12 protein-coding genes are annotated in these 16134 nt (G+C 40.2%); 8 read left to right on the plus strand and 4 right to left on the minus strand.

What is annotated here, in order from left to right; translation table 11 throughout:
- Positions 1 to 46: 46 nt before the first annotated feature.
- Positions 47 to 1282 carry a GWxTD domain-containing protein gene (locus J0A69_RS18275; RefSeq protein WP_206588066.1) on the plus strand — a complete coding sequence of 412 codons (1236 nt, stop codon included), beginning with the start codon at positions 47 to 49 and terminating at the stop codon, positions 1280 to 1282.
- Positions 1255 to 2031, plus strand: a complete 777-nt coding sequence (gene rlmB, locus J0A69_RS18280) for a 23S rRNA (guanosine(2251)-2'-O)-methyltransferase RlmB (protein WP_206588067.1) — start codon at positions 1255 to 1257, stop codon at positions 2029 to 2031. The genes J0A69_RS18275 and rlmB overlap by 28 nt, the downstream gene beginning before the upstream one ends.
- A gap of 18 nt (positions 2032 to 2049) precedes the next feature.
- On the opposite strand, the gene J0A69_RS18285 is transcribed toward rlmB, so the two are convergent.
- A complete protein-coding gene (locus tag J0A69_RS18285) occupies positions 2050 to 3123 on the minus strand; it encodes a mannose-1-phosphate guanylyltransferase (RefSeq protein WP_206588068.1) in 1074 nt (357 codons plus the stop codon).
- A 6-nt stretch (positions 3124 to 3129) separates the two neighbouring features.
- Positions 3130 to 4098 carry a KpsF/GutQ family sugar-phosphate isomerase gene (locus J0A69_RS18290; RefSeq protein WP_206588069.1) on the minus strand — a complete coding sequence of 323 codons (969 nt, stop codon included), beginning with the start codon at positions 4096 to 4098 and terminating at the stop codon, positions 3130 to 3132.
- Positions 4099 to 4197: 99 nt separating this feature from the next.
- Here J0A69_RS18290 and recQ point away from each other — a divergent pair, with 99 nt between their 5' ends.
- The 4 genes from recQ (at position 4198) to J0A69_RS18310 (ending at position 9695) form a co-directional block, all read left to right on the plus strand.
- Positions 4198 to 6375 (plus strand): DNA helicase RecQ, encoded by a 2178-nt coding sequence (gene recQ / locus J0A69_RS18295; RefSeq protein ID WP_206588070.1) that lies wholly within the window; start codon positions 4198 to 4200, stop codon positions 6373 to 6375.
- Between the two features lie 14 nt (positions 6376 to 6389).
- Positions 6390 to 7679, plus strand: coding sequence for a phosphoribosylamine--glycine ligase (purD, locus tag J0A69_RS18300; RefSeq protein WP_206588071.1), 1290 nt, complete (start codon positions 6390 to 6392; stop codon positions 7677 to 7679).
- A gap of 131 nt (positions 7680 to 7810) precedes the next feature.
- Entirely contained in the window at positions 7811 to 9247 is a 1437-nt protein-coding gene (gene ricT, locus J0A69_RS18305) for a regulatory iron-sulfur-containing complex subunit RicT (protein ID WP_236033004.1), read from the plus strand.
- Positions 9240 to 9695, plus strand: a complete 456-nt coding sequence (locus tag J0A69_RS18310; protein ID WP_206588073.1) for a gliding motility lipoprotein GldH — start codon at positions 9240 to 9242, stop codon at positions 9693 to 9695. Before ricT ends, J0A69_RS18310 begins: the two co-directional genes overlap by 8 nt.
- A gap of 65 nt (positions 9696 to 9760) precedes the next feature.
- Here J0A69_RS18310 and pgi read toward each other — a convergent pair whose 3' ends face one another.
- Positions 9761 to 11404 carry a glucose-6-phosphate isomerase gene (gene pgi, locus J0A69_RS18315; RefSeq protein WP_206588074.1) on the minus strand — a complete coding sequence of 548 codons (1644 nt, stop codon included), beginning with the start codon at positions 11402 to 11404 and terminating at the stop codon, positions 9761 to 9763.
- Between the two features lie 247 nt (positions 11405 to 11651).
- Between pgi and J0A69_RS18320 the strand changes: the two genes are divergently transcribed.
- Both J0A69_RS18320 and J0A69_RS18325 read left to right on the plus strand, forming a co-directional pair.
- Entirely contained in the window at positions 11652 to 12416 is a 765-nt protein-coding gene (locus tag J0A69_RS18320; RefSeq protein WP_206588075.1) for an energy transducer TonB, read from the plus strand.
- 61 nt (positions 12417 to 12477) lie between these two features.
- On the plus strand, positions 12478 to 13239 hold the full coding sequence (locus J0A69_RS18325) for an energy transducer TonB (protein WP_206588076.1): 762 nt from the start codon (positions 12478 to 12480) through the stop codon (positions 13237 to 13239).
- 54 nt (positions 13240 to 13293) lie between these two features.
- Here the strand turns inward: J0A69_RS18325 and acnA are convergent, their stop codons facing one another.
- A complete protein-coding gene (acnA, locus tag J0A69_RS18330; protein ID WP_206588077.1) occupies positions 13294 to 16068 on the minus strand; it encodes an aconitate hydratase AcnA in 2775 nt (924 codons plus the stop codon).
- Positions 16069 to 16134 lie beyond the last annotated feature (66 nt).

Consider the following 16134-nt stretch of genomic DNA (forward strand, 5'->3'; position numbering starts at 1 on the left):
TTTGGCAAAAGTAAGGTTAATTTTCAAAACCCGATAAGATCACTCAATGAAGCTTAAACTAAAATTCTTCCTATTTTTTGTAATCCTCCAAGTAGGAACTATCCAAACAGGCTTTTCTCAAAGAAATCTATCCAATCTCAATCAGACACTTCGGTATTCAAGGTATTCCCGTTTAGGTCTCAAAATCATTCCGATCAAAGAGAATGAGACAGACTTTAAACTTCAGATGGTGATAGAGAAAATTGAAGAGAACCCAAACTTCAATACTTTCAGTTTTTCTTATTCCATTTTGGAAAGCTATGAGCAGGAGATCAAAGATGATGAGGTAAATCTTCTAACCGATAACGACCTTAAGTCCGACACAGAAAGACATTGGTTTTTTGAAAAAACAGTAAGTATTCCCGCAGACCAAAAAGTGGCAGTGGCTTTATTAACTGTTCTGGATACCAGACAAGGAGATGAGTATTACTATCATGTTGATTTAAAAAGCCCATTTATTTTCAGTCAACCGGAATTTGGAGCGTATTACGCAAATAATGTCCCATTTGACCAAAACTTTCTGAATAAAGGACAATCTCTTCTTTTCAAATCTGAGCAGGGTCCAAACCTTCATGCCTTTTATTACCCTGCGCCTTTTGAAGTACCATATCCTCCGATGGAAACCAAGCCAAGTGCTGTTCCTAAGGAACTGGAAGTTATTGATCAGGGAGATTTTCTTGCCAATGTCCCTAAAAGTCTAGACGGGGAAGGATATTATTTTATCCAAGGAGATACTTCAGAATCATCAGGATTATTACTAAAAACAACTCATGAGGCATTCCCAAAAGTAAAAGACTGGGAAGAGATGGTTCAGATAGTCACCTATATCTCTACAAGGAAAGAGCATGAAACTTTGCTTGCCGCAGAGGATAAAAAGAAAGCATTGGATCAATATTGGTACAATTTGACCCGAAATCCAGATACTGCCAAAGACCTGATCAGGGAATATTTCCGACAGGTAGAGTTTGCAAATATCCTGTTTACAGACTTCAAAGAAGGCTGGAAAACAGACCGTGGGATGGTATATGTTGTCATGGGACCACCGACTGAAGTCAACTTTTATTTGGACCGAGAGGTATGGTCTTATGGTGGATTGAGTGAGAGTTCGAAAATTCGCTTTACTTTTGTCCGCATAAAGAATATTCTCACACCACACTATTACTCGCTGAACCGCTCCAGAGCATATCAGCCAGTTTGGTTCAAAAACATTTCCATATGGAGAAGCGGAAAGATGGCTTTCTGATAGAAAAAGGGGCAACTGAAAAGGATTTTATATTTGGCACCAGAGCTGTCATGGAAGCAATCCATGCGGGCAAAGAAATAGATAAGGTATTGGTTCAAAAGGAATTGAACAATGATCTGATCAAAGAATTACTGAAACTTTGCAAAGCTGATGGAGTGCCTGTGGTCCGTGTTCCTGATGCGAAACTCAATAGAATCACCAGAAAGAATCACCAAGGCGTTGTCGCTTACATTTCCTCGATTGAATATGCTTCTTTGGATCATGTGATCGAAAGTTGCTTTAATGTCGGCAAATCTCCAATGATCTTGATTTTGGATAGAATTACTGATGTCAGGAATTTTGGTGCAATTGCAAGGACGGCAGAATGTGCCGGAGTTGATGCGATTGTGATCCCTGCCAAAGGTAGTGCTCAGATCAATTCAGATGCTGTAAAAACCTCCGCGGGGGCTTTGAATTTCCTTCCTGTAGTTCGGTCAAAAAACCTTTTTTACACCTGTCGAGATCTTCAAAAATCCGGTTTGACTTTGGTAGCAATTACCGAGAAAACGACAAAATCCATGTATGAGGCCGATTTTTCAGCTCCTGTTGCTTTGGTGATGGGTTCGGAAGAAGACGGAATATCTAATGAACTCATGGGGATTGTGGATGAAAAAGTAAGAATCCCAATGCTTGGAAAAATCGAAAGCTTAAACGTGTCTGTATCTGCTGGAGTAGCGATATATGAAGCGATGAGGCAGCGTCAAAAATAAATTTCTATACTGGGGAGGTCAGACAAAGTCCTCCCCTTTCTTTTTGGCATTCGCCACAAATTCCCTGAATTTTTTCTCAGCATCGAGTTTGCAGATCAAAAGCACATTATCTGACTCATTGACTAGGTAATTATCCAGACCCTGGATAACAACCAATTTATTCCCATCCACTTTGATATAAGAATTTTTGGTATCGTAAAGGATACTATTTCCTTCCACCACGTTATTATCCTTATCTCTTTTTTTCAGCTCATGAATGCTATGCCAAGAGCCTAAATCGGACCAACCAAATTCAGTTGGGATGACGTAGACATTATCCGAATGCTCCATAATGCCATTATCAATGGAAATATTTTTAAGCATGGAATAAGCGCGGTTGATAAACTCTTTTTCCTCTAGGCCTCCGAAATAAAAAACACCTTCGTTGAAAACCTCAGCAACATCGGGCATGTATTTTTCATAAGCTGAAATAAGGCTTTTCACCTTCCAGACAAACATCCCGGAATTCCATACAAAGTCTCCACTTTCCAAAAAGGCTTTGGCAAGCTTTGAGTTAGGCTTTTCGGTAAAAGTTTTGACTTTGAAAGCTCCATTTTCTGAATTGTCCAAATATTGAATATATCCATAGCCAGTGTCAGGACGGTTTGGTTTGATTCCCATCGTAACCAATCTACCCTCTATCTGGGCTGCCTGAGAGGCTAATTCAATGGCTTGATGAAACTTCTTTTCCTGTGTAATCAAATGATCTGCTGGAGCCACTATGATCATAGCATCCGGGTCTAATGAATGAATCCTGTAAGTAGCATAGGCGATGCAAGTGGCAGTATTTCTGCGTAATGGCTCTGTAAGAATCTGTTTTTCATCTAGTTCAGGTAATTGTTCCTTGACTAGATCCAGATAATTCTGGTTGGTAACGATAAAAAATCTTTCTACAGTAGATATTTCCAAAAAACGATCAAAAGTCATCTGAAGCAAGGTTCGGCCTGTACCTAAAATGTCTAAAAATTGTTTTGGTCGATTATTTCGACTGTATGGCCAAAATCGGGAGCCTATACCCCCTGCCATGATGACGATGTATGGTTTTTCTTGCATTTGGGTCTATACGATGCCTTCTTTCATTAACTCATGAATATGCACAAATCCTGCGATTTTAGTTTCATCCATTGCTACCAGCTGCGTGATATTGTGATTTTTCATCATATTCAAAGCACGAATGGCAAATTCATCTTTAGAAATTGTCTTTGGATTCACAGTCATGATATCCGAAGCGGTCAATTTTTGAATATCCAGACTCTTTTCGAGCATTCTCCTCAAATCACCATCCGTAATTATTCCAACCAATTCATCTTGGTCGTTGACCACTGCTGTGGCTCCTAAACGCTTCCCGGAGATTTCTACAATGACCTCTGCCAAGCCAGAACTCTGATGGACTTTTGGTAATTGCTCCTTACTTAACAAATCGCTGACTTTAAGATACAATTGTTTTCCCAAGGAACCACCAGGATGATACTTTGCAAAATCATCAGAGGTAAAACCTTTTGCCTCCAAAAGGCAAACTGCCAAGGCATCTCCCATGGCCAAATGTGCCGTAGTACTTGTTGTAGGAGCTAAATTATGCGGGCAAGCTTCTTCATCTATTGTCGCGTTCAACACATAATCTGCCTGCTCAGCCAGATAACTTTGTGTGTTGCTCACCAAAGCAACCAAGACTGACCCTGACTTTTTCAGAAGAGGTACTAAAACTTTTATTTCGGGAGTATTGCCACTTTTTGAAATACAGATCACAATATCATCATCTTGAATCATCCCCAAGTCACCATGGATCGCATCAGCCGCATGCATAAAGATCGAGGGCGTACCTGTAGAGTTGAGAGTTGCTACAATTTTATTGGCAATGATGGCACTTTTACCCACTCCCGTGATCACAACTCTACCTTTTGAGTTTTTGATCCTTTCCACACATGCCTCAAAATCACCGTCCAGGTATTCAATTAATTTTAATATCGCATTCGACTCATTTTGCAATACTCGAGTGGCTGTATTCTTAATATTTTTAGCTAAATTCAATTTTACCTGTGTTTATAAGTAATTTTACACAAAGGTATAAAAGTAAATAAATCATTCCTGTTTACAGGCCCAGAGCACCCTTTAAAGTACCTGTTTCAAGTGGAAGAAAAAGTAAAAGCAGATCTTAAGAAAATATTTGGCTTCAGCCAGTTCCGTGGGAATCAAGAACTCATCGTGGACAATTTGCTCAGCCAAAAGAACACCTTCGTGATCATGCCGACAGGAGCCGGGAAATCCCTATGCTACCAATTGCCTGCTGTGGTCAAAGAAGGTACAGCCATCGTGATATCGCCATTGATTGCCTTGATGAAAAATCAGGTGGATCAGTTGAATGCGATTGGGATAAATGCCCATTTTCTAAATTCGACTCTCAATAAGTCAGAAGCTACTAAAGTTAAGAATGAAGTCTTGAGTCAAAAGACCAAGCTACTCTATGTAGCTCCAGAGTCTCTGACAAAAGAAGAAAATATAGCCTTTTTGAAATCCGCAAAATTGAGTTTTGTAGCGATCGATGAGGCGCATTGTATTTCTGAATGGGGCCATGACTTCAGACCGGAGTATAGAAAAATCAAATCGATTGTAGCTCAAATTGCTCCGAACCTACCCATCATTGCTTTGACCGCAACTGCAACACCCAAAGTGCAGCAGGATATTCAGCGCAACTTGCAAATGGAAGAAGCGGACTTGTTCAAGTCTTCTTTTAATAGGACTAACCTCTATTATGAGGTCAGACCAAAACAAAAGAACGAGTCCAAAAAGCAACTAATCAAGTTCATCAAAAACCATAAAGGTAAATCAGGAATCATCTATTGCCTCAGCCGAAAAAAGGTAGAGGAAATTGCTGAACTTCTGAAAGTGAACCAGATCAACGCCGCCCCTTACCATGCTGGATTGGATTCGGCAGTTAGGATAAAAAACCAAGATGATTTCCTAAATGAAGAATTGGATGTCATTGTCGCCACCATTGCTTTTGGAATGGGAATCGACAAACCTGATGTCCGCTATGTGATTCATTACGATGTTCCAAAATCTTTGGAAGGTTATTATCAAGAAACTGGTAGAGCTGGTAGAGATGGTCTGGAAGGGCATTGCTTGATGTTCTATCGCTACGATGACATCCTGAAACTTGATAAGTTTAACAAGGACAAACCAGTCACCGAACGTGAAAACGCCAGAGTCCTACTTCAGGAAATGGCAGCTTATGCCGAGACTGGCGTTTGTAGAAGAAAATTTATCTTGAATTATTTCGGGGAAACCTTCGAGAAAGATTGCGGCTATTGCGATAACTGTAAAAGAGAGCGGGAGATTTTTGAGGGAATGGATTATATCCAGACAGCTTTGGAAGCCGCCCTTCAGACAAACGAGCGCTTCGGGATTGAGCATTTGGTCAAAGTAATTATCGGAGAAACCAACGAATATGTCTCCAGCTACAAACATGATTTACTTCCTGTTTTTGGTAAGGGCAAAATCGTTCCGGAAAAATACTGGACAACAATAATCCGACAGGCCATGATCTTCGATTTCCTCGAAAAGGATATTGAGGCTTATGGTGTATTAAAACTTACCCCGAGAGGAAAGGCCTTTTTGGAAGCACCTTATTCAGTCAATCTATACAAAGATCATGACTATGAAAATGCCGAGGAAAATGAGGCACCTGAAGTGGTAGTAACTGCTGGAATTGCTTATGACGAAAAGCTTTTTGAACTGCTAAAAGCAGAGCGAAAAAAAGTCGCAAAATCCAAAGGATTACCTCCTTACGTGATTTTCCAAGATCCTTCTTTAGAGGAAATGGCCACAGTTTACCCAACCACACGTGAAGAGCTTGCTCAGATCAACGGTGTTGGTATGGGAAAAGTGTCTAAATTTGGGGCGTCGTTTTTAAGAATCATTTCCACCTATGTGGAAGAGAATGATATTGAGACTGCATCGGATGTGGTGGTAAAATCCTCCGGGTCCCGATCAAAAATCAAGATCACGATCATTCAACAGATCGACAGAAAAATCGATTTGGATGAGATTGCAAATAACCTGAATATCAGCATGACTGAGTTGCTGCAGGAAATCGAACAAATCATCTATAGCGGTACAAAATTAAATATCGATTACTACATCGAACATATCATGGATGAAGAGCGCGAAGAGCTACTCCATGATTATTTCATGAATGCAGAAACCGATCGTATTAAAGAGGCATTGGAGGAACTGGAAGATGAGGATTTTGCAGAAGATGAATTGCGGGTCTATCGGATTAAGTTTATCTCCGAGCATGCCAATTAACTAGAATTGAGTCAATGAATATACTCCTATTAGGAAGCGGAGGCCGAGAACATGCCTTTGCTTGGAAAATTGTACAAAGTCCAAAATGTACGCAACTATTCGTTGCGCCAGGTAATGCCGGCACCGCAGACATTGCCACCAATATCAGCCTTTCTATTACAGATTTTGAGGGAATCAAAAATTTCATCCTATCAGAATCCATTGACTTAGTAGTCGTTGGACCAGAGGAACCTTTGGTAAAAGGCGTAGTAGATTACTTGCTTGACCAGCCTGAAACTTCGAAAATCCCTGTAGTCGGTCCTTCCCAATTGGGAGCAACTTTAGAAGGCAGCAAGGATTTTTCGAAGCGATTCATGCAACGTAACAATGTGCCGACAGCAGCATACGAAACCTTCACCGCAGATCAAATTGAAGCAGGTTTAGCTTACTTGGAAACGCAGAATCTTCCTATCGTTTTAAAAGCCGATGGACTTGCTGCCGGAAAGGGAGTTTTAATCTGTCAAACGCTGGAAGAAGCAAAAGCTTCATTCAAGGAAATGCTTTTGGAACAGAAATTCGGTGCTGCTTCAGCCAAAGTAGTCGTGGAAGAATTTCTTTATGGAATCGAGCTTTCTGTTTTCGTAGCTACAGACGGTAAAAACTATAAAATCCTACCTGAAGCGAAAGATTACAAAAGAATCGGAGAAGGTGATACTGGTTTGAATACCGGAGGAATGGGAGCTGTAAGCCCTGTGATCTTTGCTGATGAGGCCTACATGAAAAAGGTGGAGGAACTGGTTGTCAAACCAACGGTAGCCGGACTTGCCAAAGAGAATATTCCTTACAAAGGATTCTTGTTCATTGGTTTGATGAATTATGAAGGTCAGCCTTATGTCATCGAATATAATGTGCGAATGGGAGATCCAGAAACTGAGGCTGTTTTACCTAGAATCACGAGTGATTTTGTTGGATTATTACATGGAATTGGAACGGGAACGCTGGAAGATTACGATTTGCAGATTTCTCCGGAATATGCCACTACAGTAGTAATGGTGAGCGGTGGATATCCAGAATCCTATGAAAAAGGATTTGAAATCTCCTTGCCGAAAGAAACTCCGGGTACGGTAGTATTCCATGCAGGCACAGCTATCAATTCCGCAAATCATTTGGTCAATCAAGGGGGTAGAGTACTTGCCATCACTGGCATGGGTGCAGACCTTGAGACCGCATTAAAAAACGCTTTCTCTACAGTGGAAAATATTCATTGGGAAAAATCGTACCATAGACGGGATATCGGACAGGATATCCTGAAGCTATCTAAGTAAACCCAATCTTACCCAGGGCTCTCGAGTCCTGTAACTATATACTTATGAGTGGATGTACAACTTGCTCTACCTCTTCTGGAGGCGGTGGTTGCCAAAATAATGGCAGCTGCGGAACGAGCGATTGCAATAAAATGAATTCCTTTGATTGGCTTAGTCACATGGGAATTCCTGAGGTGGATACCTTTGATATCGTAGAAGTAAAGTTTAAAGGTGGGAGAAAAGAATACTATAGAAATGTAGATTACCTACCATTAACTACCGGTGACCCAGTGGTTGTAGACGTGCCTAATGGACATCATATCGGTTATGTTTCTCTGCAAGGTGAACTCGTTCGCCTGCAAATGCAGAAACGAAAAATCAAAAATGATGACGAGATCCTGAGGATCTACAGAATCGCTACTGAAAAAGACCTGGAGAAATGGCAGGAAGCCAAAAATCGTGAAATCCCAACATTATATCGCTGCAAGCAGATTGTGGATGAACTGGGACTCAAGATGAAAATGTCTGACATCGAATACCAATCAGATAACTCCAAAGCAACCTTTTATTATTCAGCTGATGAACGTGTAGATTTCCGTGAGCTGATCAAAGTGCTTGCTTCTGAGTTCAGAATTCGCGTTGAAATGCGCCAAATCAGTCTTCGTCAGGAAGCTGGGAGAATAGGTGGACTAGGAGTGTGCGGTAGAGAACTTTGCTGCTCTACCTGGCTGGTTGATTTTAAAAATGTCAGCACCTCTGCAGCGAGATATCAAAACCTTTCTTTAAATCCAGGTAAACTTAGCGGTCAGTGCGGCAGATTAAAATGTTGTCTCAATTATGAATTGGACACCTACATGGATGCCATCAAAGACATCCCACAAGTGGATCGTCCTTTGATGACTGAAACGGGACCTGCGAAATTGCAGAAAACCGACATCTTCAGAAAGATGATGTGGTTCAGCTATAACAATGATAATGATTGGCAAAGCATCACATGCGAAAGAGTATCTGAGATTTTAGAGTTGAATGCAAAAGGAATCAAGGTCTTTAATTTGCAGGTAGACAAAGCTTCTGATATCGAAGATCTAGCTGCTAAATCTACCCGCGAACTGGAGCTTTTGGACAAAAAATTTGCTTCTACACCTACTAAAAAGAAAAGGAAGTCAAGAAATAAGAATAGGAACAAAGGTGAAAATCCTCAGGCTAATTTAAGTGCTGAAACGAGAAATCAGAAAATCAGTCCTGATGCTCCTGCGCCTCAAAACCAACAGCCAAAAGGAAATCAGCAAGGACCAAATCAGCCGGGAGAAAATAGAAAAAGGAAAAACAGGAATCGAAACAAGCCTAAAAATCCGCAAGGCTCTACCCCGCCTGTACAAGGTACTAATCCACCTAAAAGACAGGGAGGCAATAATGGTCCAAAACCAAATCAGGAAAGAAAACCTAAGCCTCAGGGAGAACCTAAAGTGAAACCTCAAGCTGAAGCTGGTTCGCCAAAACCAAAGCCTGAAGGAAAACCAGCTGGAAAAAGGAAGTTTCCGCCAAGAAAAAATCAAGGACCTAATCCAAATAATCCTTCCAATGAATAGAGTGATTGCACTGCTGCTTTTGGTTTGCTGTGGTCTGTTTTCCTCTTGTACAGAAGACCGGGTGTTTGAGGAATTTCAAGCCATTCCCACTCAAAACTGGGGAATGGAAGACAGCCTACATTTTGAATTGAAGGATGTAGAAGGCATTAGTAATCCAGGTATGATCGCTTTTCGCTTCAATGAAAAGTACACCTTTTCCAATTGCTATGTCAGGGTTTTGAGTAAGGACTCTATCGGAAACTTGATTGATAACCGATTGATCAACGTGCCGCTCTTTGACTCGAAGACAGGTGAGCCTTTAGGAGATGGATTTGGAAGCACTTATACTTTCTATGATTCTTTGCCATTCAGACTCAATCCTCAAACCAAGTCGGTCACTTTGATTCAATACATGCGACAGGATCAATTACCCGGAATAGAAGCTGTGGGATTGAAAATTTTGAAATAAATCAATCACAAACAAAAAAGTCACTTTCAGTAATTTGAAAGTGACTTTTTTTATTGACTTTAGAACTACCTCATTTTCTTGTAAGCATTGATCAATCCGTTGGTGGATCCATCATGCGAAGAAACTTCTTCATCGCCTTTTAGCTCAGGTAGAATACCATTTGCCAAAACTTTTCCAAGCTCTACTCCCCACTGATCAAAACTGAAAATATCCCAGATGACGCCCTGAACAAAGATTTTATGTTCATACATCGCGATCAATTGTCCTAAGGTGTAAGGAGTGATTTTCTTGACCAAAATAGAATTCGTAGGTCTATTTCCTTCAAAAACCCGATGTGGCGCAATTTTCTCGATTTCCTCTTCTGATTTTCCAGCTTTGGCCATTTCTGCTTTCACATCCTCCAACGATTTCCCTTTCATCAAGGCTTCTGTTTGGGCAAAGAAATTGGAAAGTAACTTAGGATGATGATCTCCAATCGGATTATGAGAAACAGCTGGCGCAATAAAATCACATGGAATCAAGTGTGTACCTTGATGGATCAACTGATAAAAAGCATGTTGTCCATTAGTTCCTGGCTCACCCCAGATAATTGGCCCAGTGGTGTAGTTAACTTTTTCCCCATCTCTTCTGACATACTTGCCGTTACTTTCCATATTTCCTTGTTGAAAATAGGCAGCAAATCGATGCATGTATTGATCATAAGGTAAAATAGCCTCTGAAGCAGCTCCTAGGAAATTGGTATTCCAGATCCCGATCAAAGCCAAAATCACTGGAATATTCCTATCAAATGCAGAATGCCTGAAATGATTATCCATGGAATGGGCACCATGCAGCAATTGTTCAAAATTTTCGAAACCAATGGCGCAAGCGATAGGTAAACCGATGGCTGACCAAAGCGAGTATCTACCTCCTACCCAATCCCAGAATGCAAACATGTTTTGGGTATCGATTCCAAATGCCTCCACTGCTTTTGCATTGGTAGAAAGTGCAACGAAATGCTTGGCAACTGCCTTTTCATCTTTAGCATATCCCAAAAACCAATCCCTAGCGGTATGGGCATTGGTCATAGTTTCTTGCGTCGTGAAAGTTTTGGATGCGATGAAGAAAAGCGTGGTTTCTGGATCCACTTTCTTTAATGTCTCAGCCATGTGGGTTCCATCCACATTCGAAACAAAATAAATTTCAATATCTGGATTTTGGTAAGGTTTCAATGCTTCGGTCACCATTACTGGGCCGAGATCTGATCCTCCAATTCCAATATTTATTAAAGATTTGATTGGCTTTCCTGTATAACCAAGCCATTGTCCATTTTGGATTTTATCTGCGAAAGTCTTCATTTGATCCAGAACTTTCTGAATCTCCGGCATCACATTTTCTCCATCTACATAGACCGCATGATCCGATTTATTACGAAGGGCCGTGTGAAGCACTGCTCTCCCTTCGGTTTTATTGATCGGTTGACCAGTAAACATATCCTCTATCGCGACATGCAGTTCAGTCTCTCTTGCTAAATCACAAAGTGCTTTTAAAACATCATCATTCACCCTGTTTTTGGAATAGTCTACAAGAATTTCCTCCAAAGAAAGGCTATAACGATCAAAGCGCTCACGCTGATCAAACAAAGAAAGTATCGTTAGGTCTTTATGCTCTTCTGCAAGTTGTTTTAAACGGGTCCAAGCGGGAGTGCTGGTTGGATTTATCGAATTCATCTGTTGGTTATTGATAGGTAAGAGCAGCAAAATTAAGACTTATATCGAGGGATAAAAGGGATTTTAACCAAAGGAAGGGAATCTGTTTAAACCGTAGATTTCCTATTTAAACCATAGTGTATCATATGAGGTTGAATTTGAAATAATTTCAACCATCTGCTAAAATTCCAATCTCTAAGAAGAGCTGAGAAATTGATCCCTCAGATTTAATTTTCTATATTTTAATCGAAGTCACCCATAGCATAGGATGAAAAAAATTCTAGTCACTTTCATTGTTCTGATCTTTTTTGCCAAAGTGAATTCTTTTAATGCCTTGGCTCAGGATTTTGAAATCACTCCTCTAAATGAGCATTTTTATCAGGTTTTGGGAGACGATCAGACCAGAACTGTCTACAATCAATTGAAAAATTACAATCAGGACGGTTCTACTTTCATCCAGATTACGGATCTACAAAACAGGGTTGTTAAAACAATTCAAACAGCTATCAATCCGCAAAAGGGCTATTTGGAAGAAGTGACTGAAGTCTTTGATCAAAATGGAGACTTGGTGATGAGAAAAGAAGAAAATAAAGAAAACACCAGGGTTTTGACTTTTTATTATGAAAATGGAGTTCAGGTGGGGCATGTCGTTTACAGGGGTAATAATGATTATGAAATCTGGAGAATGTCAGGTAATAATCGATACAAATCAAAAAGGAATGATTTCCAACCTAATTTATTTCCAGATGATAAAGCCTGGAGAAAGTTTCTCTTGAATGAGTTGAGGTTTTTATCTGAAGCCCAAAAGCAAGGACATGAAGGGACAGTCATCCTTGCATTTCTAATTGACAAAAATGGTCAGCGAGTCAAAACGGAAGTAGCAAACCCCGATGACCTACCGGAGCTTTTGACAAATGAAGCGCTTCGGGTAGGTGAACTCTTCAGAGGAAATTACACTCCTGCCATTAATTATAATGGAGAAACGGTAGAAGCATGGCTCTATTTACCGGTAGGCTTCTATTTCTATCGCTAATGAGATTTTTAAAACTGAATAATATATTTTAGTTTCAGATTCAGTATAGTATTACAAAAGCATGCATTTAAAAAGGCAAATACCTCTTCTTCTATTTTTTATTCTTGGTTTATTCTCAAACAATCTATTCGGGCAACAAAAAGAAATTGCTTACCTCAATAAGTACTTTTATCCGATAGAAGAATCTGATTCCGCCTCCTACTTTTACAAATCCATCACCAGTGAGGATAAAAATGGAAATGCTATAGAGCGAGTTTTTACAACTTCAGATCAATTGGTAAGGATTACCCGATCATCTTACAATGCCGAAGGACGATTTAACCAAGAAGAAATCGAAAATTATAATCTATCCGGAGAATTGATTTCACAAAAAACCAAGAATGCCGACAATGGTCTTTTTCTGGCCAAATACTATGAAAACGGCAAGTATATCGGAGAGGCGTTATATACGGTTGACAGAACCTTTGAAATCACAAAGCCAGGAAGCAGTGATGTTGTAACTACAGAATTCAATGAATTTGAGCCTCATCCTTTCACAGACAAGTTACTTTGGCAAAAACACCTGATGAAGAATCTGAGGTATCCTCCAGAAGCCAGATCAAAGCGGGCTGAGGGAACAGTAATAGTGGCGATGCATGTAACCGAACAGGGAAAACTTGAAAAAATAGAAATTGTAAATCCAGTGGGTTTAGAAAAATCCTTGATCAAAGAAGTCATTCGCGTTTCCGAATCTTACAAAGGGCAATTTTTACCAGCTCGGGATTTAAAAGGCAATCCCATAAAAGCATGGCTCACAATACCAGTTCGATTCAAATTGAGTTAAAACACCAAAACCCGCCATCTCTGGCGGGTTTTGTGCTTTTTAGAAATTAGAAACTTAATCCTTCAAGAAATCTCTCAAGACATAATTCAAAATACCTCCATGTTGGTAATAAGCAATCTCCACTTCGGAGTCCAATCTTGATTTTACCTTGAACGCAATTTCTTTACCCTCTTTATCGACGGCTTTTACATCAAAAGTCTGACTTGGTTTCAACCCCTCAGAAATTCCAGTTATGCTAAAAGATTCGAAGCCAGAGAGACCTAAGCTTTCTGCACTTTCTCCTTTTTGAAACTGAAGTGGAAGTACACCCATTCCCACTAGATTACTTCTGTGGATCCGCTCATAGCTCTCTGCTACAACTGCTTTAATTCCCAGCAAATTCGTGCCTTTTGCTGCCCAATCCCTAGAGGATCCAGACCCATATTCCTTTCCTGCCAAAACGATCAAAGGAGTATTAGAGGTTTGGTATTTTTCAGCTGCTTCAAAAACAGACATTTCTTTTTCCTCTGGAATGTAAGTGGTATAGCCACCTTCCTGAGTTGATAATTGGTTTTTGATCCTAACATTGGCAAATGTACCCCGAACCATCACCTCATCATTTCCTCGTCTGGAACCATAGGAGTTAAAATCAGGTCTCTGAACTCCCCTTCCGACAAGGTATTTTCCAGCTGGAGAATCAGCCTTGAAAGAACCTGCAGGGGAAATATGGTCAGTAGTGATAGAGTCTCCCAATTTCAATAATACGTTGGCATCTTTGATATCCTGAGCCTTCTCCACATCCATAGAAATACCCTTAAAGAATGGAGCCTCTTTGATATAAGTACTATTTTCATCCCAAGGATAAATTTCACCTTCTCCTGATTCAAGGTTTCTCCAGATTTCATTTCCTTCGAAAATCTCCCCGTAATTTTTGGCGTAATCATCTGGGCTCAAAACCCTTCTTGATATTTCATCGATTTCAGCTGTAGTTGGCCAAATATCCTTTAAGAATACAGGTTCCTGGTTTGGATCATATCCTATCGGCTCATTGTATAAATCAACATCTACCCGGCCAGCCAAAGCATAAACAACGACCAGCATTGGCGACATCAGGTAGTTCATCTTTACTTGTGGATGGACTCTTGCTTCAAAATTCCTGTTTCCAGAGAGCACAGATGCAACGACTAGGTCATTATCCTCCACAGCTTTTGCAATATGGTTAGGCAAAGGACCAGAGTTTCCGATACAGGAAGTACATCCATATCCAACTGTATGGAATTTCAAAGCTTCCAGTTCTTCCAATAAGCCTGCTTTTTCCAAATAATCGGTTACCACTTTAGATCCCGGTGCCAAGGAAGTTTTAACCCATGGTTTGACATCTAGTCCTTTTTCAATGGCTTTTTTTGCAACCAATCCAGCCCCAAGCATAACAGCTGGGTTCGAGGTATTCGTACAAGAAGTGATCGCAGCGATAACAATTGATCCATCATAAATTGTGAATTTCTCATAATTCAAATCAATCGTAACAGATTTCAATCCGTTTTTCACTTCAGTTTTGATCGATACATCCTGTGGGGAATCTTTTACATCTTTTGAGGCCTGACTTCCACCTTCTGCCAGCATTCTCCCTAAATCTCTTTTGTCAATTGGAATGTATTCTCTACCGTGAATAGACTCTATAAGTTCTTTGAATTTGGGTTTGAAATTCCTTACCAAGATTTTATCCTGAGGTCTTTTTGGACCGGAAACTGTCGCTTCTACAGAACCTAAATCCAGCTCTACTACCGAAGAATATTCAATCAAATCCTCTTCTTTTCTCCAAAGCAAATTGGCCTTGCAATAATCCTCTACCAATTGAATCTGCTCTTTGCTTCGATTGGTTTTAGCCATGTAATCCAAGGTTCTAGAATCGATAGGGAAATAAGAAATCGTACATCCAAATTCAGGAGACATGTTTGAAATGGTAGCTCTATCCGGCACAGTCAGATGATCCAATCCTGGCCCAAATACTTCCACAAATTTCCCTACCACTCCATGCTTACGAAGCAGCTCTGTAATGGTCAAAACCATATCAGTAGCAGTAGTTCCAGCTGGTAATTTTCCAGTTAATTTTAAACCAACCACCTCAGGCATAATGAAAAATATCGGCTGCCCGAGAAGTGCTGCCTCCGCTTCAATACCTCCGACTCCCCATCCAACTACACCAATACCGTTGACCATTGGCGTATGGGAATCTGTCCCTACCAAAGTATCCGGAAAGACTTTTCCATCTCTCAAAATCACGCCCTGAGCAAGGTATTCAAGATTTACTTGGTGACAAATACCCATTCCAGGCGGTACCACAGAGAAATTATCAAAGGATTTTTGTGCCCATTTTAAGAATTGATACCGTTCTGCATTCCGCTCATATTCTACTTCTACATTTCTTTGATAGCTGTAATTGGTTCCAAAATAATCCACCTGAACAGAGTGGTCAATAACAAGATCTACAGGAATCAAAGGATTAATCAACCCCGGGTTTTTACCTTTTCTTTTAGCTTCAGATCTTAGCGAAGCAATATCCACTACGGCCGGAACTCCGGTAAAATCCTGCATCAAAACCCTTGCTGGTTTGAATGGAATATCCAAGTCAGAGGGTTCAGGTTTCCAATTAAGAAGTGTATTCAAATGGTCTTTAGTGATGGAAAAATCATCAAAATTCCGAAGGGCATTTTCGAGCAAAATCCGGATTGAAAATGGAAGTTTTTTGATAGAATGTCCCGCTTTTTCAAGCTTTTCCAAACTCCAATAATCATAGGTTCCAGATTCAGTCTTTAGGATGGATTTGATATTGAATGGGTCTTGATTCATAATAAAAATGGTTTTGATGTTAATGAGAAGCGTACCAATAAGTAACCAATTTACCTGAAATAGAAT

Origin of the sequence: Algoriphagus pacificus, assembly GCF_017254845.1 — a bacterium.
Classification (GTDB): domain Bacteria; phylum Bacteroidota; class Bacteroidia; order Cytophagales; family Cyclobacteriaceae; genus Algoriphagus; species Algoriphagus pacificus.

What these genes read in the sequence shown, in the direction of transcription:
- J0A69_RS18310 (WP_206588073.1), top strand. Translation starts at nt 9,240, where the DNA reads ATGAATAGAGTGATTGCACTGCTGCTTTTGGTTTGCTGTGGTCTGTTT.
- ricT (WP_236033004.1), top strand. Translation starts at nt 7,811, where the DNA reads ATGAATTCCTTTGATTGGCTTAGTCACATGGGAATTCCTGAGGTGGAT.
- pgi (WP_206588074.1), bottom strand. Translation starts at nt 11,404, where the DNA reads ATGAATTCGATAAATCCAACCAGCACTCCCGCTTGGACCCGTTTAAAA.
- J0A69_RS18285 (WP_206588068.1), bottom strand. Translation starts at nt 3,123, where the DNA reads ATGCAAGAAAAACCATACATCGTCATCATGGCAGGGGGTATAGGCTCC.
- acnA (WP_206588077.1), bottom strand. Translation starts at nt 16,068, where the DNA reads ATGAATCAAGACCCATTCAATATCAAATCCATCCTAAAGACTGAATCT.
- rlmB (WP_206588067.1), top strand. Translation starts at nt 1,255, where the DNA reads ATGGAGAAGCGGAAAGATGGCTTTCTGATAGAAAAAGGGGCAACTGAA.
- J0A69_RS18320 (WP_206588075.1), top strand. Translation starts at nt 11,652, where the DNA reads ATGAAAAAAATTCTAGTCACTTTCATTGTTCTGATCTTTTTTGCCAAA.
- J0A69_RS18325 (WP_206588076.1), top strand. Translation starts at nt 12,478, where the DNA reads ATGCATTTAAAAAGGCAAATACCTCTTCTTCTATTTTTTATTCTTGGT.
- J0A69_RS18275 (WP_206588066.1), top strand. Translation starts at nt 47, where the DNA reads ATGAAGCTTAAACTAAAATTCTTCCTATTTTTTGTAATCCTCCAAGTA.
- purD (WP_206588071.1), top strand. Translation starts at nt 6,390, where the DNA reads ATGAATATACTCCTATTAGGAAGCGGAGGCCGAGAACATGCCTTTGCT.